Genomic DNA, 19101 nt, shown 5'->3' with positions numbered 1-19101 from the left:
CCGTGTTACGTCTGCGCGCTTCCGTACGGGCCGGCGCGGTCGGCCGCCCCGTACGGAAGGCGGCGGGTCACTGCTTCTGGCTGAGGCGCTTGTTCATGTCGGCCTCGACCTGCTTGGCGGCTTCCTCGGGGGACTTGCCGTTCAGGACGGCCGTCATATAGGCCTTGACCGGGTTGGGCGCGTTCTCCACGCTGGCCCATTCGGGGATCAGCGGCGTGGTGCCGCCGCTCTTGGCGGCGGGCGCGGCGGCCTCGGCGACGGCGTTGCCCTTCACATTGGGCAGCAGTGCGTCCTTGTTGGGAAGGGAGCCGACCTCCTTGGCCAGCGCACCCTCGTTCTTGTCGGACAGCGCGATCTTCAGGAACTCCTTGGCGAGGGCCTTCTTCTTGCTGCCCTCGGCGACGGCGAGGTTGGAGCCGCCGAGGAAGACGCCCTCGGGCTTGCCGGCGGTCTCACCGGGGATGGTGAAGTAGCCGATCTCCTTCTCGATCTCCGGGTTGGCCTTGATCGCGGTCTGGGCCTCCCAGCCCATGCCGATGAACGCGCCGGTCTTGCCCTTGGCGAAGACGTCGGCCTGCTGCGGGGTGGCCTCGTCCTTGTCCTTGGGGGCCTTGGAGAAGGACTGGTACTTCTTGTAGAGCTCCATGGCCTTGGCGACCTTGGGGTCGGCCAGGTTGGACACCCACTTCTTGCCGTCCTTCTTCACCAGGTCGGCGCCCGTGCCGATGGTCAGGCCGTCGAAGAAGTACCAGTTCTGGCCGGGCAGGTAGAGGGGCTCGGCGTCGCCCTTCTTGTCGATGGCCTCGAGGTCCTTGAAGAACTCGTCCCGGGTCTTGGGCGTGTCCTTGATGCCCGCGTCCGTCCAGACCTTCTTGTTGTAGATGACGACGCGGTTGGCCGCCCACCAGGGGGCGGCGTACTGCTTGCCCTCGAAGACGGAGGGCTTGTTGAGGGACTCGGTCCAGTCCCCGCCGATCTCCTTCTTCAGGTCGCCGAGTTCCGCGAGGCCGCCGGTCTCGGCGTAGGAGGGGGTCTGGGTGTTGCCGATCTCGACGACGTCCGGCGGGCTGGACTCGGAGAGGGCGGTGGTCAGCTTCTGCTGGATGCCGTCCCACTTCTGGATCTTGATGTCCAGCTTGGCCCCGGTCTTCTGTTCGAACTCGGCCTGGACGGCCTTCGTCCAACCAGGCGGATTCGAGCCATCCATGAACCAGACGGTCAGGGTCTTGCCCTGGGAACCGCCGGCATCGGTCTCCTTGTCACCGTCGCTGGACCCACAGGCAGCAACACTCACCAACATGGCCGCGACACCCGTCGCCGCTATGAGCCCTCGCTTCACAGCACTCTCCTCAAGGACCGAATGTGGTCTTTAATGGTTTAGACCAGTGCCCGCAGCTTGGCCTAGACCTTTTGGGGTGTCAAGGGTGTATAAGAGTCGCTGTCGGCTCCGTTACCGGACCGACACCTCGAGGTCGACCTGGGCTTCTCCGGGCTCCTCGGGCTCGGCCCGTGCCACCATGTGACCGCTATAGACGGAGGAGCCGGTGACGGCAGCAGGATCATCGGAGTCGGGAAGGCACGCCATGGCGACCGAGGGCGGTACGGAGAGCGGCGCGGCCGCGGGCGGCACGCGGACCGCGCGGGTGCCCAAGTATTACCGGCTCAAACGGCACTTGCTGGAAATGACCGAAACCATGCCTCCGGGCACTCCGGTGCCGCCGGAGCGGACGCTGGCGGCCGAGTTCGACACCTCGCGCACCACCGTGCGCCAGGCGCTGCAGGAGCTGGTCGTCGAGGGCCGCCTGGAACGCATCCAGGGCAAGGGGACGTTCGTCGCGAAGCCCAAGGTCTCCCAGGCGCTGCAACTGACCTCCTATACGGAGGACATGCGGGCCCAGGGCCTCGAGCCCACCTCCCAGCTGCTGGACATCGGCTACGTCACCGCCGACGACCGGCTCGCCGGGCTCCTCGACATCGCCACGGGCGGGCGGGTGCTGCGCATCGAGCGGCTGCGGCTGGCCAGCGGCGAGCCGATGGCGATCGAGACCACCCACCTGTCGGCGAAGCGCTTCCCGGCGCTGCGCCGGAGCCTGGCGAAGCACACCTCGCTCTACACCGCCCTGGCGGAGGTCTACGACGTCCATCTGGCCGAGGCGGAGGAGACGATCGAGACCTCCCTGGCCACCCCCCGCGAGGCGGGCCTGCTGGGCACGGACGTCGGCCTGCCGATGCTGATGCTCTCGCGCCACTCGCTGGACGCGGAGGGCAAGCCGGTGGAATGGGTGCGCTCGGTCTACCGGGGCGACCGGTACAAGTTCGTCGCGAGGCTGAGGCGGCCCACGGACTGAGGCGGCCGGAGCCGGGCCCGGCCGGGGGTCCGGGGGTTGCCCCCGGGACAGCGCAGTGTCGCCAGGCTGAGGCGGCACACGGACCGAGGCGCTCGCGTCCGGCGGATCGGGGGCCTTGGCAACCCCGCTGACCAGGGGTCACGTACGGTGGCGGGATGAGCCAAGCTGTCGATGCGGTCGAGGCCGCCGCCATCGCCCTGACCGAGGGTTCCTGGGTTCCTTCCGACTACGAGCTGGGCCTCGCACGGGAGTTCCTCACCCGTCGTGAGCAGCTGGAACAGCGCCTGCTGCCGGGCATGCCCGCATGCCCCCAGGCCCAGGGCTGGGTGTCCCAGCACGTGCTGTGGCTGGAGGACGTGGCCCGCCTCGCCGACGAGCTGCTGGCGACCTGGCGGGACTGGCTGCCGGGCAGCCCCATGCTCGCGGTGCTCGGCGCCTACGGCGGCCTGGCCCGCTCGGTGATCCCCCTCTCCGTCCAGCTGGGACGGGCGTGGGAGGAGGAGTGGTCGGGCCCCTGTTCGCAGCAGGAGGCCGCGTGGTGGGAGGACTGGCACCTGCCGCCGGAGCAGCGCCGGCAGCTCGACGCGCTGACGGAACGGCTGGTGATCGTGGGGTCCGTGGTGGTCATGGTCCTCAACCGGGGCGAGCGCGCCCACTGACCGCTCACTGACCGCCCACCGCCCGCCGGCCGGGCCGGCGGGCGCGGCGGCCGCACCTGGGGTGCCGGGTACGGCCGTCGTCGGCGGGCCGGGTCGGCCGAGCCGGGCTAGGCCACGGCGGTCAGCCGTGCGTGCCGCAGCCGTACCGGCTCGGTGTCCGCGTCGTTGTGGCGGGCGGCCCAGGCCTCCAGGGCCGTGCGGCACGCGTGGTCCACATGGCGCAGGGGGGACAGGTCCAGCTCGATGGGCCGGTCCTGCGGGAGCGCCTCCAGGGTCTCCAGGATGCGGGGCAGCCGCAGGAACGTGGCGTTGCCGGTGAGGACCACCGTCATCCGGCCGTCGTCCTCACGGACCTCCACATGGATCTTGGAGGTCTCCCATGCCGACTTCACCACCGCCAGCAGGAGTCCGAGCACCACGCCCTCGAACATGCTGGTCGTGACGATGGCGACGGCCGTGACCGCGAGGATCACCGCCTCGCCCCGGTGGTCGCGCCACAGTGGGCCGATCTCCTTCACCGGCACCAGCTTGCAGCCGGCGTGCACCAGCACGCCCGCCAGCGCGGCGAGCGGGATGACGCCGATGGCCGCGGGGAGCAGCACCGCGAACAGCAGCAGCCACGCGCCGTGCAGCACCCGGGAGAGCGGGGTCCTCGCGCCGGCCTGGACGTTGGCGGCGCTGCGGACGATGACGGCCGTCATCGGCAGGGCGCCGAGTACGCCGCACACCGTGTTGCCCAGGCCCTGGGCGAGCAGCTCCTTGTCGTAGTGGGTGCGGGGGCCGTCGTGCATCCGGTCCACGGCGGCCGCGCTGAACAGGGACTCGGCCGAGGCGATGAGGGTGAAGGCGAGGACCGTGCCGAGCACGGCGACGCTGGCGAGCGAGGTGAGGTCGTTCAGGCCGGGCGGCTGGACGGCGTCCAGCAGCCCCTTCACCTCGACGTTGGCGATGTCCAGGCCGCCCAGCGCGGTGACGGCCGTGGCCAGCGCGACGGCGACCAGCGGCGCGGGCACCAGCTGGGCCTTGCCCGGGAGCTTCTTCCACAGCACCAGCACCGCGATGGTCGCCGCGCCGACCGCGAAGGCGGTCAGGGCGTCGCCGTCGGTGACGATGTCCACGGCGAGCCCGGGGACGCCCGCGATCTTCTCCATGCCCGAGCGCGGCTGCTTGACGCCGGCCATGGTGTAGAGCTGGCCGAAGAGGAGGACGAGTCCGATGCCGGCGAGCATGCCGTGGACGACCGCGACCGAGATCGCCCGGAACCACCGGCCGAAGCGCAGGGCGCCCAGGGCGAGTTGGAGCAGGCCGGTGACCAGGACGATGGCGCCGAGCATGCCCAGGCCGAACTCCCGTACGGCTTCGAACACCAGCACCGTCAGTCCGGCGGCGGGGCCGCTGACCTGGAAGGTGCTGCCCGGCATGGCGCCTACGACGAGGCCGCCGACTATGCCGGTGATCAGGCCGAGTTCGGCCGGCACCCCGGACGCCACGGCCACGCCGACGCACAACGGCAGGGCCACGAGGAAGACGACGAGCGAGGCGAGCGCGTCCTGACGCAGGACGGCGGGTTTCTTGACGGAGAACATGGGTGAGGGCCCCTTGGGTCGTGCGTCCGGGTGGTTCACAGAGGTCCGAACGGCCCGTGGCCGTTCTCGGGCCGGTGCACGGTGACAGAGCCGGTGTGCACCTCGTAGTACCAGGCGTGCAGCGTCAGCAGCCCTTCCTCGAGGCGTTCGCGGACGCAGGGGTAGTCCCGCAGGGTCCTGAGCTGGGCGACGGCGTGGACCTGGACCGCCTCGGCCATGCCGGGGGAGTCCGCGTCGGCGGTCCGGGCGTCGGCGTCCGCCGGGACGGCACGGTCGAGCCAGCCCTGGACGGCGGGCGCGGAGGAGAGGTCATCGCCCCGGACGACGGCGCTCACGGCGCCGCAGTGGGAGTGCCCGCAGACGATGATGTCGCGGACGCCCAGCACGCGGACCGCGTACTCGATGGTGGCGGTCTCGCCGGAAGGGTGGTCGCTGCGGTACTCGGGGACGATGTTGCCCGCGGTACGGAGCTCGAAGAGTTCGCCGGGTCGTGCGCCGGTGATGAGGGACGGCACGACGCGCGAGTCGGAGCACGTGATGAACAGGGTCTCCGGCGACTGGCCGGCTTCGAAAGCCCGGAAGCTCTCGGCGTTCTCGGCCACGTGGGTTGCGAACGATCGGGCGTTGTCGATGAGCGACTTCATGTTGGCCTGCCTCCTGCGCCCCGGTGGGTTCCCTTTGGGGCGCGGTGTGTTCAAGTCAGCATTACGGGTGTGAGCGCGCCAGTGCATGGCTGCGCCGGCCGCCGTGCAGCCAATCCTGCGCGACGGACGAGACGTTCACTTTACCTGCACGTTACCCTTTGATGACAGGTAAATATTTCATCAAATAGGGCTCGCGGTTGGGCACTTGGGGCGCGTACCGCGCACATCACCACCGTGACCACGCCCACATGCGCCCCATGGGTCAAGTGGACTCTTTACTTCCTATTGATGCGCCCCGGACTCCCGCACCAGGGCTTCCTCCTACGGCTTCTGACGAACCGTCGGGGCGTTGCCATTCCGATATGCGGATAGGGGGTGACGCCCGGAGGGAGCCTCCCTTAGATTTCCCCGACATTACGCATGTGATCGCACAGGGGACGGAGACACCGCATGTCGGAACCACCCGAGCAGCCTGTAGAGGGCTCACGAAGGCCGGTCGTCACCGTGCCGTTGATCGTCGCCGGGGTGTGCCTGGCCATCCCCTTCGTGGCGATGCTGTGGGTCGGTTCCTACTCCCGGCTCACGCCCACCCTCGCCGGCGTCCCGTTCTTCTACTGGTACCAGATGCTGTGGGTCGTCATCTCGACGATGCTCACCGTGATCGCCTACGTCATCGTCCGCCACCACGAGCGGAAGCACCGGGGCGGTGAGGTCCGATGAAGGACGGCGTGAACGGCGTGGCGCTCGCCGTGTTCGTCTTCTTCTTCCTCGCCGTGACCGTCATGGGCTTCATGGCATCGAAATGGCGGCGGGCGGAGAACGCGAACAACCTCGACGAGTGGGGACTGGGCGGCCGCTCGTTCGGCACCTGGGTCACCTGGTTCCTGCTCGGCGGCGACCTCTATACCGCCTATACCTTCGTCGCCGTCCCGGCGGCCATCTACGCGGGCGGCGCGGCGGGCTTCTTCGCGGTGCCCTACACCATCCTCTGCTACCCCCTGGTCTTCACCTTCCTGCCGCGGCTGTGGTCGGTGGCGCACAAGCACGGGTACGTGACCTCGTCGGACTTCGTCCGGGGCCGCTTCGGCTCCCGGGGCCTGTCCCTGGCGCTCGCGCTGACCGGCATCCTCGCCACCATGCCGTACATCGCCCTGCAGCTGGTCGGCATACAGGCCGTCCTGGACGTGCTGGGCGTCGGCGGCGGCGAGGGCACCAACTGGTTCGTCAAGGACCTGCCGCTGCTGATCGCCTTCGGCGTGCTCGCCGCCTACACCTACTCCTCCGGGCTGCGGGCGCCGGCGATGATCGCCTTCGTCAAGGACGCGCTGGTCTACATCGTCATCATCGTGGCGACCATCTACATCCCGATCCGGCTCGGCGGCTTCGACGAGATCTTCGCCAAGGCCGGTCACGCGTTCGCGGCCGAAAACCCAGCAACGGGCAAGCCGCGCGGCGCGCTCGTCCCCGGGCCGCAGGCGCAGTGGTCGTACGCGACGCTCGCACTGGGTTCGGCGATGGCGCTGTTCCTGTATCCCCACTCGGTGACGGCGGTGCTCTCCAGCAAGGGCCGCAACGTCATCCGCCGCAACACCACGATCCTTCCCCTCTACTCCCTGATGCTGGGCCTGCTGGCGATGCTCGGCTTCATGGCGCTGGCCGCCGGGGTGAAGGTCAAGAACGGGCAGCTGGCCATCCCGCAGCTGTTCGAGGACATGTTCCCGGACTGGTTCACGGGCGTGGCGTTCGCCGCGATCGGCATCGGGGCGCTCGTCCCGGCGGCCATCATGTCGATCGCCGCCGCAAATCTGTTCACCCGGAACATCTACAAGGAGTTCCTCAAGCCGGACGCCTCGCCCGAACACGAGGCGAAGGTGTCCAAGCTCGCCTCTCTGCTCGTCAAGGTCGGAGCGCTCGTTTTCGTCCTCACCATGGACAAAACGGTCGCCATCAACTTCCAGCTGCTCGGCGGCATATGGATCCTGCAGACGATCCCGGCGCTCGTCGGCGGGCTCTTCACCCGCTGGTTCCACCGCTGGGCCCTGCTGGCGGGCTGGGCGGCCGGCATGGGGTACGGCACCTGGCGGGCGTACGCCACGCCGAGCGCCACCCAGGCCCACTTCGGGAACACCAACCTCATCCCCCTCCTCGGGGAGAAGGGTTACATCGGCCTCACCGCGTTCGCCCTCAATGTGATCGTCGTCATCGTGGCGACCTTCGTCCTGAAGGCGATCAAGGCTCCCGACGGCGTCGACCAGACCAGCCCGTCGGACTACACCGCGGACGCCGGCGACCCGGGCGTCGCGGCGGAGCTCCCCCCGGCCACCGCGGGGGCCCCTGGCGGCCACTGACAGCACCCTGGCGGGCCCGCCGGCCCCGCCCCGACATCAGGGCCGCCACACCCCTCTCCGAGGGGCGTGGCGGCCCTTTCGCGTGGCCTTCCGTAGCCTTGTGGCGGCCTTGCGCAGCCCGCCCGTTAGCACATTCCGCGACCGTGTCATGACGGGACGACACAACATGTGGGGGCGCGTACGAGGGGCGGCACTAGATGTATGCTCGTCCTCGCTGATGCCGCAGGGGAATCCGGTGAAAGTCCGGAACTGTCCCGCAACGGTGTATGTGTGCGCATATACCCAGCGCACCTGTAGTCCGAGGACCTGCCGCCAGCGCGCCCACCACCGAGCCTGCCCTGGGCTCGGCTATGGGCGTTGAATTCGTCCGGGCCCCGCGGGTTGGGCCGACGGACGCCTACGAGGCATGCCCCGGTGTATTCGGCATGCCCGTACGCGACCGTCGCGCGCACCCGCCCGGCCCACCCCAGCCGAGCGAGGGAGAGCCACACGTGACCATCGCGCCCGCAGATCCGGTCTCAGCGAACGCGGAAGCGACCGGCGGTCCCGGGACCGCGCTGCTGCGCACCCTGACCGACCTCACCGCAGACCTGCCTTCCACCGACCCGGGCAAGGTCGCCGCCGCCGCGCTGCGCGGCCGTAGCGCCGCGTCGGACGAGGCCGAGCTGCGTTCCCTCGCCACCGAGGCCGCCGCCGGCCTGATCGCCGAGGAGCCGGAGTACTCCCGCCTCGCCGCCCGGCTGCTCACCCGCGCCATCGCCGACGAGGCGGCCGGCGAGGGTGCGACCTCCTTCTCCGCCTCGGTGGCCGTCGGCCACCGCGAGGGCCTGATCGCGGACGAGACCGCCGCGTTCGTGAAGGAGCACGCCGAGCGCCTGGACGCGCTGGTCGCCAAGGCACTCGCCGACGGCGCCGACGACCGCTTCGGCTACTTCGGCCTGCGCACCCTGCACAGCCGCTACCTGCTGCGCCACCCGATCACCCGCAACGTGATCGAGACCCCGCAGCACTTCCTGCTGCGCGTGGCCTGCGGCCTGGCCGAGGACCACTCCGTGCGGGCCCTGGAGGACGTCGCCGAGCTCTACGGGCTCACCAGCACGCTCTCCTACCTGCCCTCCTCCCCCACGCTCTTCAACTCCGGCACCCGCCACCCGCAGATGTCGTCCTGCTACCTGCTGGACTCTCCGCTGGACGAGCTGGACTCGATCTACGACCGCTACCACCAGGTGGCGCGTCTGTCGAAGCACGCGGGCGGCATCGGCCTGTCGTACTCGCGCATCCGCTCCCGCGGCTCGCTGATCCGTGGCACCAACGGCCACTCCAACGGCATCGTGCCGTTCCTGCGCACCCTCGACGCCTCCGTCGCCGCCGTGAACCAGGGCGGCCGCCGCAAGGGCGCGGCCTGCGTCTACCTCGAGACGTGGCACGCCGACATCGAGGAGTTCCTGGAGCTCCGCGACAACACCGGTGAGGAGGCCCGTCGTACCCACAACCTCAACATCGCGCACTGGATCCCGGACGAGTTCATGCGCCGCGTCGAGGCCGACGCCGACTGGTCGCTCTTCTCCCCCGCCGACACCCCGGACCTGGTCGACCTCTACGGCGACGAGTTCGACGCCGCCTACCGCGCCTACGAGGCCGCCGGCAAGGCCGTCAAGCAGATCCCGGCCCGGGTGCTGTACGCCCGCATGATGCGCACCCTCGCGCAGACCGGCAACGGCTGGATGACGTTCAAGGACGCCGCCAACCGCACCGCCAACCAGACGGCCGAGAAGGGCAAGGTCGTCCACTCCTCGAACCTCTGCACGGAGATCCTCGAGGTCACGGACGACGGCGAGACCGCGGTCTGCAACCTGGGCTCGGTCAACCTCGCGCAGCACCTCGGTGCCGACGGCGAGATGGACTGGGAGAAGCTCGACCGTACGGTCCGTACGGCCGTGACGTTCCTCGACCGCGTCGTGGACATCAACTTCTACCCGACCGAGCAGGCCGGCAACTCCAACAGCCGCTGGCGCCCGGTGGGCCTGGGCCTGATGGGTCTGCAGGACGTCTTCTTCCGCCTGCGCCTGCCCTTCGACTCCGCCGAGGCGAAGGCCCTCTCCACCAAGATCTCCGAGCGGATCATGCTCGCGGCGTACGAGGCCTCCGCCGACCTCGCCGAGCGGCACGGCCCGCACCCGGCCTGGTCCGCGACCCGCACCGCCCGCGGCGTGCTGCACCCGGACCACTACCCCAACGCCGTCGCCGCCTGGGAGAGCCGCTGGGAGGCGCTGCGCGCCCGCATCGCCGCCGTCGGCATGCGCAACTCGCTGCTGCTGGCGATCGCCCCGACCGCCACCATCGCCTCCATCGCGGGCGTCTACGAGTGCATCGAGCCGCAGGTCTCCAACCTGTTCAAGCGCGAGACGCTCTCCGGTGAGTTCCTGCAGGTCAACACCTACCTGGTGGACGACCTCAAGAAGCTCGGCGTGTGGGACCGCACCACCCGCGACGCGATGACCGACGCCAACGGCTCGATCCAGGACATGAAGTGGATCCCGCAGGAGGTGCGCGACCTCTACCGCACCGCCTGGGAGGTCCCGCAGCGCGCCCTGATCGACATGGCCGCGGCCCGTACGCCGTACCTGGACCAGAGCCAGTCGCTGAACCTCTTCATGGCCTCGCCCACCATCGGCAAGCTCAGCTCGATGTACGCGTACGCCTGGAAGCAGGGCATCAAGACGACGTACTACCTGCGCTCCCGCCCGGCCACCCGGATCGCCCGCGCCGCCTCCGCCGGTGCCGCCGTGCCGGCCACCATCCCCGTGCAGCAGGCCGCGCCCGACGCGGACGCCATCGCCTGCTCCCTTGAGAACCCCGAGTCCTGCGAGGCCTGCCAGTAATGTCCGCCGCTGAACAGAAGAACCTGCTCGACCCGGGCTTCGAGCTGACCCTGCGCCCCATGCGGTACCCGGACTTCTACGACCGCTACCGCGACGCGATCAAGAACACCTGGACCGTCGAGGAGGTCGACCTCCACTCGGACGTCGCCGACCTGGCCAAGCTGTCCCCGGGCGAGCAGCACATGATCGGCCGCCTGGTCGCGTTCTTCGCGACCGGCGACTCGATCGTGGCGAACAACCTCGTGCTGACGCTGTACAAGCACATCAACTCCCCCGAGGCGCGCCTCTACCTGTCGCGGCAGCTGTTCGAGGAGGCCGTGCACGTCCAGTTCTATCTGACGCTGCTCGACACCTACCTGCCCGACCCGGACGACCGCGCCGCGGCGTTCGACGCGGTGGAGAACATCCCCTCCATCCGCGAGAAGGCGCAGTTCTGCTTCAAGTGGATCAACGAGGTCGAGAAGATCGACCGCCTGGAGACGAAGGCCGACCGCCGTCGCTTCCTGCTCAACCTGATCTGCTTCGCGGCCTGCATCGAGGGCCTGTTCTTCTACGGCGCCTTCGCCTACGTGTACTGGTTCCGCAGCCGCGGCCTGCTGCACGGCCTGGCGACCGGCACCAACTGGGTCTTCCGCGACGAGACCATGCACATGAACTTCGCGTTCGAGGTCGTGGACACCGTCCGCCAGGAGGAGCCCGACCTCTTCGACGACGAGCTCCAGCAGCAGGTCACCGACATGCTGAAGGAGGCCGTGGAGTGCGAGCTGCAGTTCGGCCGTGACCTGTGCGGCGACGGCCTGCCGGGCATGAACACCGAGTCCATGCGCGAGTACCTGCAGTGCGTCGCCGACCAGCGCCTCCAGCGCCTGGGCTTCGCCCCGGTCTTCGGCTCGGAGAACCCTTTCTCCTTCATGGAGCTGCAGAACGTCCAGGAGCTGACCAACTTCTTCGAGCGCCGCGCGTCCGCGTACCAGGTGGCGGTCGAGGGCACGGTCGCCTTCGACGACGAGTTCTGATCCTCACGGGTTAAATAGTCTCGAACGCGGCATCGCGTGTCTCCCGTCCGGGAATCCAGTGCGGAATCCGGACAGAACGGGAGGCACGCGATGCCGCGTTTTATGATGATCGTCAAAGCGAGCGAGGACTCCGAGGCCGGCGTGATGCCGACCAAGGAGATGATCGCCGAGATGGGGCAGTACAACGAGCGGCTGGCCCAGGCCGGCGCGATGCTCGCCGGCGACGGCCTGCACCCGACCTCCAAGGGGGCGCGTGTGCGGTACTCCGACGGGCCGCCCGTCGTCACCGAGGGGCCCTTCGGGAAGGCCGCCGACCAGATCGCCGGCTTCTGGATCATCGAGACCGGCTCGATGGACGAGGCCCTGGAATGGGCCCGGCGCATCCCCTTCCGCGAGGGCGAGGTCGAGGTGCGCCCGCTCTTCGAGGCCTCCGACTTCCCGGCGTAGTCGTGAAACGCGTGTGGCGGGCGCTCCCTGGGGAGCGCCCGCCACATGTGCGTCGTACGCGCGATCAGCCGTTGGAGACGACCGGGTAGCGCGGGGTGCCGTCGGCCATCTGCCGCAGGGCGTCCTTGCGATCGCGCTTGGAGAGACGGTCGATGTACAGGTAGCCGTACAGGTGGTCCGTCTCGTGCTGCAGGCAGCGGGCGAAGTAGCCGGTGCCCTCGACGGCGATCGGGTTGCCGTGCAGGTCCTGGCCGCGGACGACCGCGTAGTCGGGGCGGGCCAGGGCGGCGTAGGCCGTCGGGACCGACAGGCAGCCCTCGTTGGAGTCGTCGAGGATGCGGCGGTCGGCCGGCAGGTCGTCGAGCACGGGGTTGACCACGTGGCCGACGTGGCGCACGCCCTCGTCGTCCGGGCAGTCGTAGACGAAGACCTTCAGGTCGACGCCGATCTGGTTGGCCGCCAGGCCCACGCCCTCGGCGGTGCGCTGGCTGGCGAACATGTCGTCGATCAACTGCGCGAGCTTCTCGTCGAACTCCGTGACGTTCTTGCACTCCTTGTGGAGCACCGGGTTGCCGACGACGGTGATCGGGCGGGAGGTGCCGCGCTCGCGGTGCGCGAGCTCACGCGCCTCGCAGTCCTCGGTGTCCACGATGAACTCGCCGGAAGCGGTCGACTCGTTCGACTCGTCGTTCACTGGCTGGTCCGTGTCTTGCTGCGCCATGTCCGCCGTATGCCTCTCTCACAACCCGAAAGCAATATCTTGCCCTGAATCCACTGGGTCTCTACAGGGTACGGGGGCCACAGCGGCCGCTCAGCAGACCTCTTCCAGATCCCGCCATTCACGGGTGTCCGGGCTGTCGGCCACCCAGCCGTCGAGCAGCCCCCTGACGAGCCCCGCGGGTGCCGCGATGCCGCACTCGCGCTCGGGCACCCACAGGGAACCCGAGCCGGAGCCGGCCGTGCGGTGGCCCAGCGGGCCGGGGTGTCCGGGCTCGCTGTGGTCGTGCGGGTCGAGGTGCTCGCCGTCGCCCTCGTCGCTGGGCATCCGGCTCTCCGAGCACGTCCGGCACAGCAGGCGCACGGAGGAGGACCAGTCCTCGGCGGCGAAGCCCGCGTCGGCCGCGAGCCGCTCAAGGGCGTCCCGGTCGGCCTCGGTGGCGGCCTCCAGCAGCACGACCCAGGTGGGGACGGGCGAGGGGGCCCACAGCTCGATCTCGTCGAAGACGGGGTACGAGGGCCCGGCGGCGGTTACGCGCTCGCCGTGCGGGACGCCGTCGTGCAGCACGACCTCGCCCCAGCGGCGGCCGGAGGACGGCAGCGGGATGGACAGCACCTCGATGCGCGCCGGGTCGAGCCGGCGGCCCCAGACGACCTCCGCCTCGCCCTCCGGCGAGAGCCGCACGGCCGCGCTGCCCAGCTCCATCCCGGTCGGCTCACCGGCCGGGCCGCCCTCGCCGGGCACCCGCAGCCCGTACGCCTGCCAGGCGCGGCGGGCCAGCGGCCAGTCCTGCAGGGCGGTGGCGGCGATGCCGACGTTCCACCAGTCGGGCGCGCCGGTCTCGCGGTCCAGCAGCGCCACCGCGCGCAGCCCGGCGGCGCGGGCCTGCTCCCAGTCGTGCCGGAACTTGTGCAGCAGCGCGAGGTTGAACCACGACTCGGACAGCCATGGCTCCATGTCGGCCGCGCGCGTCAGCAGCGCTCCCGCGTCCTCGTAGCGGCCGTCGCCGATGAGCGTGAAGGCACGGTCGGTCGCCTGCCGCCACGAGGCGGAAGGCCGGTGCCGTACCTTGCCGAAGATCCTCACGATTCCCGCCTGCCGGTTTCTGCGTGTTCTGCGTGCCACCACGCCGGATGGACCGGGCGGAGAAAGCCGCCCTGTCGGACCTCCTTGCCGACGACCCCGCGCACGACACCCCCCGGTTTCCGCTTTCTCGCCATTCTCTTCGTCTCTTCGCATCCAACCATGCCCCTTCGGACGCCCGCTCATTACCCGTGGGTTCGGCGGGCCAGTCCCCCTTCACCCCCGCTGTCACGGGCCTGATGGAGCGGGGCCGCCGCGCGCGAGCACCGCCGCGAGCGCCTCCACCACCCGGGGCTCGTGGTCGTGCGCGGTGGCCAGACGGAGGCGCTCGAGGGCGCGCAGCGGGCCGCACGCCGGGTCGCCGGCGAGGTCGTCGTAGGCGTTGACGGTCCGGACGATACGGGCGGTGAGCGGCTGGTCCCGGTACGGATCCGCCTGGCGCTCGACCACCAGGACGACATCCGGCGAGACCCCGGTCCGGCGGACCACCGCGCCGCCCAGGAGCGCGATGCGGCGGCGCTCCTCGGGCGGCAGCGGCTCGGTCGCCCCGGCGGGGACCGGCACCGGGAGGGAGAGCTGGCCGATGTCGTGCATCAGCGCCGCGTGCTCCACCACCGTGAGGTCGGCCCCCGACAGCCCCAGCTCGCGGCCGACGGCGCGGCCCAGCGTCGCGACCCGCCGGGCGTGTCCCGGCCGGGTGTAGCCGGCGATCTCGGTGGCTCTGGCCAGCGAGGCGATGGTCTGGCGGCGGGTGGCGCACACGGCCTCGTAGCGGTGCACGGACAGCTGGGTGACCAGCAGCGGCAGGCAGAACACCGGCAGGGCCCACAGCCCCGCAGCGGCCACGGCCAGCGCCATGACGACGCCGCCGGCGCCGATGGCCGAGCCGACGCCGGGGAGCGCCCTGAGCTCCTCGCGCAGCAGGGGCCCGTACGGTCCGCCGCCGGTGCGGGAGCGGGTGAGGGCGGCGGCCAGGACCGCGTCGCACAGGGCGGTCAGGGCCAGGAGCAGCAGGAGGAGGAGCGGGTAGGACGGGCTGGGCGCGCAGCCGTGCAGCGGCTGGAAACAGACGGCGGCGAAGGCGGCGTTGAGCACCCGGCGCGCGAGCCGGTCGAGCGCGGGCGGGCGGCCCACGGCTCCGGCGAGGGTGGCGCCGAGCACGACGGCGACGACCTGGGCGGCGCCGTGCGAGGCGGGCTCTCCGCCGACCTCGCCGAGCAGGGCGTACGCGAGCGTGCCGGCGGACCCCACGGGCGCGGTCTCCCGGGCTCCGGCGCCCGCCCCGCGCGGCGTGCGCCGGGCAGCCTCCCCGAGCGCGATCAGCACTCCGTAGGCCAGGGCCACGTGCGGCTGCGCCACCCCCCGCCACGCCGTCCACGCCAGCGCGAGGACCGCCGTGAGCCCGGCGACGACGTGCACCCCCCGCGCGAGCCCCCCGGCGCGGGCCCGGCCGGGCCCGCCGGGGCGGGCCCACTCCGGCGCGTCCGGTGCGGCTTCCCGCGGGGCGCGCTCGTCGGCGTCCGGGGCGTGCCGGGGCGGTAGGGCGCGTCCGGGGCGGAGGAGGCCGCAGCCGGCGCCGGGCCAGGGGGCCGGGGCGGCCGTGGGGGCCTGAGGTGCCTGGGGGCCTGGGGGCCGTACCCCGCGTGAGGGCCCCGGGGGCGCCTCGGCGCCGGGCCGCTCGGGCCCGGCCTGGGCCGTCGAGGCGGCCGGGCAGGCCCCCGGGGGCGCGTCGCCCGGGGGCGCCGAGGGGTCGGCGGCCGCCCGGCAGGCCGGCGCGTCACAGCAGGTCAGATCCTGCGGCGGTCGTGTTCTCATCCGGGACCACCCCGGTCCGTACGGTCGCCCGCCGCCGGTGGGCCCACGGGGGCGCCCGGGACGGAACAGTGATCAACAGGGACGTTTCGGCTGGACGGAATGACAGCTTCCGGTTGCCAGCCGTGGCGGTCGAGGGCGCGCACCAGCGCGGCGACCATGCGGGGGTCGAAATGGGAGCCGGAGCAGCGGTCGAGCTCCGCGAGGGCCACCGGCACGGGCCGGGCGCGGCTGTAGCTGCGGGTGGAGGTCATCGCGTCGAAGGCGTCGGCCACGGCCACCACCCGGGCGAACTCGGGGATCTGACGGCCCGCCAGGCCGTAGGGATAGCCGGTGCCGTCCAGCCGCTCGTGGTGGTGCAGGATCGCGGCGCGGGCCTCGTCGAGGAAGCCGATGCCGCGCACCATCTCGTGGCCGTACTCGGGATGCAGCTCGATGATCCGGCGCTCCTCCGGCGTGAGCGGGCCGTCCTTGCGCAACACCCCGGTGGGCACGGCCAGTTTGCCGAGGTCGTGCAGGGTGCCGGCGAAGCGCAGCGCCTCCAGGCGCTCGCCGCCGATGCCCAGCTCGCGGGCGATCAGCACGGACGCCCGGCCGACGCGCTCGCTGTGGCCACGGGTGTAGCGGTCCTTGAGGTCGACGGCCTGCACCAGCGCGCGCACCGTGGCCTGGTGGGCCGCCCGCTCGCGGCGGCAGCGGTCCTGGACCCAGGAGGAGACCGACACCGGCAGCAGGACCAGCAGCGCCGCCGGGGGCCCGTAGGGGCTGTGCCACAGCAGCGCCGTCATCAGTCCCGTCGGCCCGTGGACCAGCGCCGGCGCGAGCGCCGCCGGCATCGGCGCCCGCCAGGCCGTCCGCGCCGAGCGGCCCTCGGCGGTGACCAGCACGCCGCCGTCCAGGACGGCTCCGACGAGGGCGAGCACGAGTCCGGCGGCGACGGCCGGCAGCAGCGCGGCGGGGAGGCAGGCGGCGTCGGGCGCGCGGGGGGCGCCCAGGCCGGGCCCGTAGACGTACGAGGCGGCGGCGGCCGCCAGGGAGGACCGCGCCGCGTGCCACAGCCGCCGCACCCACGCCGGGCGCCGGCCCACCGGCCGCACGAGCGCCCCGGGCACCGCCACGACGGCGGCGGACGCGGGCGGCAGCAGCACCGCCGCGGCGATCAGCACCGGCAGCGTCAGGGGGCGGCGTGGCAGCCGCTCGCCCGCGGCGCAGACGGCGGCGAGCAGGACGACCTCGCCCCAGGGCACGGCCGGGCCGCCGCGTACGACGGGCGCGGCGCACACCGCGGCGGCGAGCACGGCGCACGCGATATACGCGCGCGCCGCCGCCGGAAGTGCCCACATGGCGCGTCCTCCCCGACCCTTGGACATGGCGTCTGGATGGGGAGAATAGGCTCAGGAAAGCCCGGAGAACCGCGCACGGGGAATCCGCCGTCCGTTCGGGTGACGTTCCCTGGTGCGGTGGTTTGGATCACTGCTATCGCAGGATCCCGCCCGCGCCGCGAGCGCGGCGCGGGCGGGATCCCCGCGCCGCGAGCGCGGCGCGCGGGCGTCAGTCCTGCTGCGCGGCCTCGGCCGCCCTGGCCTCGGCCACCAGGTCCTGATCGGGCACCGCGTGCCCGGCCCGGATGAGGTCGATGCGGCCCATGACCTTCGAGCGGAGGTCGGCCGGCACGTCGTCATGGCCGCAGCAGCGCTTGACCAGCTTCTTCACCGCCTGCTCGAGCCCGTACTTCTCCAGGCACGGAGAGCACTCGTCGATGTGCACCTCGAACTTGGCGCAGTCGCCTTCGGGCATCTCGTGATCGAGGTACTCATACAGGTGGTCGAGGACTTCGGAGCAGTCCGTCTCGTGCGGGTCTCCGCAGCTCATGAGTCCGAGCCTTTCCGATTGTGCGACTCGTCGGAACCGTTCTGCGCGGGGGCGGTCCCGGCCGGGACCAGACCGCGCTCGCGTGCGTAGTCCTCCAGCAGTCCGCGCAGCTGCCGGCGACCCCGGTGCAGCCGGGACATCACCGTGCCGATGGGGGTACCCATGATGTCCGCGATCTCCTTGTAGGCAAAGCCCTCCACGTCCGCGAGGTAGACCGCTATGCGGAACTCCTCCGGAATGGCCTGAAGGGCCGCCTTGACGTCGGAGTCGGGAAGATGGTCCAGCGCCTGGGACTCGGCGGAGCGCAGCCCGGTCGACATGTGCGACTCGGCGCGCGCCAGCTGCCAGTCCTCGATCTCCTCGGACGCGCTGCGCAGCGGCTCGCGCTGCTTCTTGCGGTACGAGTTGATGAAGGTGTTGGTGAGGATGCGGTAGAGCCACGCCTTGAGGTTCGTACCGTCACGGAACTGGTGGAAGGACGCGTAGGCCTTGGCATACGTCTCCTGCACCAGGTCCTCGGCGTCCGCCGCGTTGCGCGTCATGCGCAGGGCGGCCGAGTACATCTGGTCGAGGAAGGTCAGGGCGTCGCGCTCGAAGCGCGCGTTGCGCTCCGCCGCGCTCTCGGCAGGCTCCCGCTTGCGGTTGTCGTCGGCCCCCGCGTCGATCCCAGTGACCGGACCCACCTCCTCCAACAACACGGCGGCGCCCGGACCGGACCCGCTCGAATCGGAGAATAGACGACGATCCGGTGCGCTCGCCGCTCCGGCCAGGGCCGACTGGTCCACACCCATGACCGCCCAACCCGGGTCGGCCGTCTGCGGGCGGGACGGGCATGCGATCGAACCCATGCGGGGAGCTCCCATTCCTTCGTCTGTGCCGGTACGTGATACAGAGACCACAACAGCGGCACCCGGTGGATCATTCCCGCCCGGACGGAAACCGCCCAAGAGCCCTTGCGGACCGGCCCAGATCGCTCTAGACCGCCTTCAGCCACATCCCGACCGCATGGGTGATCACGTCCAGCGCCTCCTCCTGGGTGACGTCCGCCTTCTTCGGCACCGCGAAGCCGTGGTCGCCGTGCGGCACGACCACGGGTTCGGCGCCGGGCGGGAACTCCTCGGGGCGGCCGAACGGATCGCGGGCGCCCTGCACCACGAGCACCGGCACCCCGGCGCCGGTCAGCTCGTCGGCGCGGGAGCGTTCCGGCCGGCCCGGCGGGTGCAGCGGAAAGCTCAGCGCGAGCACGGCCGCGGCGCCGAGGCCGGCCGCCGTGCGGCAGGCGACGCGGGCGCCCGCGCTGCGGCCGCCGGCCACCACCGGCACCCCGGGCGCGGTGAGCGCGGGCCAGACGGCCCGCCAGGCCGCGTCGAGGGCCGAGGGCGCGGGCGCGACCTTCCTGCCGGCCACCCGCCACGGCTGTTCGACCAGGGCGACGCTCACCCCGTCGGACGGCAGGGCCGCCGCCAGCGCCCGCAGGTCGCGGGCCTCGACGCCGCCGCCCGCGCCGTGTCCGAGGGCGAGCACGAGGCGCGCGTGGGGCGCGAGGTGCCAGTGGACGCGGGCGTCGCCGGCGGGGGTGGGCACGTCCTGGACGGTCTGCTCGATGCGTTCGCTCACGCCCCCATCCTGCCGGGCGGGCGCGTCCATCGCGCCGAGCGGGCACGCCGGCGGCGGCGCGCGCCGCTC

17 protein-coding genes and 1 riboswitch are annotated in these 19101 nt (G+C 71.5%); of the genes, 7 read left to right on the top strand and 10 right to left on the bottom strand.

Translation table 11 applies throughout. The annotated features are described in order from the left end of the window. Window positions 1–67 precede the first annotated feature (67 nt). Entirely contained in the window at window positions 68–1339 is a 1272-nt protein-coding gene (locus tag J1792_RS20050; protein ID WP_086572425.1) for an extracellular solute-binding protein, read from the bottom strand. Window positions 1340–1583: 244 nt separating this feature from the next. On the opposite strand from J1792_RS20050, the gene J1792_RS20045 reads away from it, so the two are divergent. Both J1792_RS20045 and J1792_RS20040 read left to right on the top strand, forming a co-directional pair. Next, window positions 1584–2348, top strand: a complete 765-nt coding sequence (locus J1792_RS20045; RefSeq protein WP_086572424.1) for a GntR family transcriptional regulator — start codon at window positions 1584–1586, stop codon at window positions 2346–2348. Window positions 2349–2503: 155 nt separating this feature from the next. After that, complete coding sequence (locus J1792_RS20040; RefSeq protein WP_086572422.1) at window positions 2504–3007, top strand: hypothetical protein; 504 nt, start codon at window positions 2504–2506, stop codon at window positions 3005–3007. Window positions 3008–3114: 107 nt separating this feature from the next. Here the strand turns inward: J1792_RS20040 and J1792_RS20035 are convergent, their stop codons facing one another. Continuing rightward, window positions 3115–4593, bottom strand: a complete 1479-nt coding sequence (locus J1792_RS20035; protein WP_086572420.1) for a SulP family inorganic anion transporter — start codon at window positions 4591–4593, stop codon at window positions 3115–3117. A 35-nt stretch (window positions 4594–4628) separates the two neighbouring features. Then, on the bottom strand, window positions 4629–5237 hold the full coding sequence (locus J1792_RS20030) for a carbonic anhydrase (protein ID WP_086572418.1): 609 nt from the start codon (window positions 5235–5237) through the stop codon (window positions 4629–4631). A 450-nt stretch (window positions 5238–5687) separates the two neighbouring features. On the opposite strand from J1792_RS20030, the gene J1792_RS20025 reads away from it, so the two are divergent. The 5 genes from J1792_RS20025 (at window position 5688) to J1792_RS20005 (ending at window position 11930) form a co-directional block, all read left to right on the top strand. Continuing rightward, on the top strand, window positions 5688–5957 hold the full coding sequence (locus J1792_RS20025) for a DUF3311 domain-containing protein (RefSeq protein ID WP_086572416.1): 270 nt from the start codon (window positions 5688–5690) through the stop codon (window positions 5955–5957). Then, the gene (gene mctP / locus J1792_RS20020; RefSeq protein ID WP_086572414.1) at window positions 5954–7585 is read left to right on the top strand and encodes a monocarboxylate uptake permease MctP; all 1632 of its coding nucleotides are present in this window, start codon (window positions 5954–5956) and stop codon (window positions 7583–7585) included. Before J1792_RS20025 ends, mctP begins: the two co-directional genes overlap by 4 nt. A 201-nt stretch (window positions 7586–7786) precedes the next feature. Then, a riboswitch (cobalamin riboswitch) is annotated at window positions 7787–7913 on the top strand. A gap of 163 nt (window positions 7914–8076) precedes the next feature. Then, the gene (locus J1792_RS20015; RefSeq protein WP_086572412.1) at window positions 8077–10467 is read left to right on the top strand and encodes a ribonucleoside-diphosphate reductase subunit alpha; all 2391 of its coding nucleotides are present in this window, start codon (window positions 8077–8079) and stop codon (window positions 10465–10467) included. Then, entirely contained in the window at window positions 10467–11483 is a 1017-nt protein-coding gene (locus J1792_RS20010) for a ribonucleotide-diphosphate reductase subunit beta (protein WP_179198988.1), read from the top strand. Before J1792_RS20015 ends, J1792_RS20010 begins: the two co-directional genes overlap by 1 nt. A 90-nt stretch (window positions 11484–11573) precedes the next feature. Next, window positions 11574–11930, top strand: coding sequence for a YciI family protein (locus J1792_RS20005; RefSeq protein ID WP_086572408.1), 357 nt, complete (start codon window positions 11574–11576; stop codon window positions 11928–11930). 64 nt (window positions 11931–11994) lie between these two features. On the opposite strand, the gene def is transcribed toward J1792_RS20005, so the two are convergent. From def to J1792_RS19970, 7 genes are all read right to left on the bottom strand, one after another. Beyond that, entirely contained in the window at window positions 11995–12651 is a 657-nt protein-coding gene (gene def, locus J1792_RS20000; protein ID WP_086572406.1) for a peptide deformylase, read from the bottom strand. Window positions 12652–12741: 90 nt separating this feature from the next. Further along, window positions 12742–13734, bottom strand: coding sequence for a tetratricopeptide repeat protein (locus J1792_RS19995; RefSeq protein ID WP_086572405.1), 993 nt, complete (start codon window positions 13732–13734; stop codon window positions 12742–12744). Window positions 13735–13959: 225 nt separating this feature from the next. Then, a complete protein-coding gene (locus tag J1792_RS19990) occupies window positions 13960–15150 on the bottom strand; it encodes an HD-GYP domain-containing protein (RefSeq protein WP_107431160.1) in 1191 nt (396 codons plus the stop codon). Window positions 15151–15542: 392 nt separating this feature from the next. Next, window positions 15543–16886 carry an HD-GYP domain-containing protein gene (locus J1792_RS19985; RefSeq protein WP_207247927.1) on the bottom strand — a complete coding sequence of 448 codons (1344 nt, stop codon included), beginning with the start codon at window positions 16884–16886 and terminating at the stop codon, window positions 15543–15545. A gap of 208 nt (window positions 16887–17094) precedes the next feature. Next, window positions 17095–17415 (bottom strand): mycothiol system anti-sigma-R factor, encoded by a 321-nt coding sequence (rsrA, locus tag J1792_RS19980; protein ID WP_086573655.1) that lies wholly within the window; start codon window positions 17413–17415, stop codon window positions 17095–17097. Then, window positions 17412–18098, bottom strand: a complete 687-nt coding sequence (locus J1792_RS19975; RefSeq protein WP_242705446.1) for a sigma-70 family RNA polymerase sigma factor — start codon at window positions 18096–18098, stop codon at window positions 17412–17414. The genes rsrA and J1792_RS19975 overlap by 4 nt, the downstream gene beginning before the upstream one ends. Before the next feature lie 292 nt (window positions 18099–18390). Continuing rightward, window positions 18391–19062: an alpha/beta hydrolase family protein gene (locus tag J1792_RS19970; protein ID WP_086573651.1), complete on the bottom strand. Its 672-nt coding sequence runs from the start codon at window positions 19060–19062 to the stop codon at window positions 18391–18393. Between the last annotated feature and the right edge of the window lie 39 nt (window positions 19063–19101).

Source organism: Streptomyces triculaminicus, from assembly GCF_017349075.1.
GTDB classification, from domain to species: Bacteria; Actinomycetota; Actinomycetes; order Streptomycetales; family Streptomycetaceae; genus Streptomyces; species Streptomyces triculaminicus.
This window is presented reverse-complemented; position numbering and strand designations above follow the sequence as displayed.

What these genes read in the sequence shown, in the direction of transcription:
- J1792_RS20045 (WP_086572424.1), top strand. Translation starts at nt 1,584, where the DNA reads ATGGCGACCGAGGGCGGTACGGAGAGCGGCGCGGCCGCGGGCGGCACG.
- J1792_RS20040 (WP_086572422.1), top strand. Translation starts at nt 2,504, where the DNA reads ATGAGCCAAGCTGTCGATGCGGTCGAGGCCGCCGCCATCGCCCTGACC.
- J1792_RS20035 (WP_086572420.1), bottom strand. Translation starts at nt 4,593, where the DNA reads ATGTTCTCCGTCAAGAAACCCGCCGTCCTGCGTCAGGACGCGCTCGCC.
- J1792_RS20030 (WP_086572418.1), bottom strand. Translation starts at nt 5,237, where the DNA reads ATGAAGTCGCTCATCGACAACGCCCGATCGTTCGCAACCCACGTGGCC.
- J1792_RS20025 (WP_086572416.1), top strand. Translation starts at nt 5,688, where the DNA reads ATGTCGGAACCACCCGAGCAGCCTGTAGAGGGCTCACGAAGGCCGGTC.
- mctP (WP_086572414.1), top strand. Translation starts at nt 5,954, where the DNA reads ATGAAGGACGGCGTGAACGGCGTGGCGCTCGCCGTGTTCGTCTTCTTC.
- J1792_RS20010 (WP_179198988.1), top strand. Translation starts at nt 10,467, where the DNA reads ATGTCCGCCGCTGAACAGAAGAACCTGCTCGACCCGGGCTTCGAGCTG.
- J1792_RS20005 (WP_086572408.1), top strand. Translation starts at nt 11,574, where the DNA reads ATGCCGCGTTTTATGATGATCGTCAAAGCGAGCGAGGACTCCGAGGCC.
- def (WP_086572406.1), bottom strand. Translation starts at nt 12,651, where the DNA reads ATGGCGCAGCAAGACACGGACCAGCCAGTGAACGACGAGTCGAACGAG.
- J1792_RS19985 (WP_207247927.1), bottom strand. Translation starts at nt 16,886, where the DNA reads ATGTGGGCACTTCCGGCGGCGGCGCGCGCGTATATCGCGTGCGCCGTG.
- rsrA (WP_086573655.1), bottom strand. Translation starts at nt 17,415, where the DNA reads ATGAGCTGCGGAGACCCGCACGAGACGGACTGCTCCGAAGTCCTCGAC.
- J1792_RS19970 (WP_086573651.1), bottom strand. Translation starts at nt 19,062, where the DNA reads ATGGACGCGCCCGCCCGGCAGGATGGGGGCGTGAGCGAACGCATCGAG.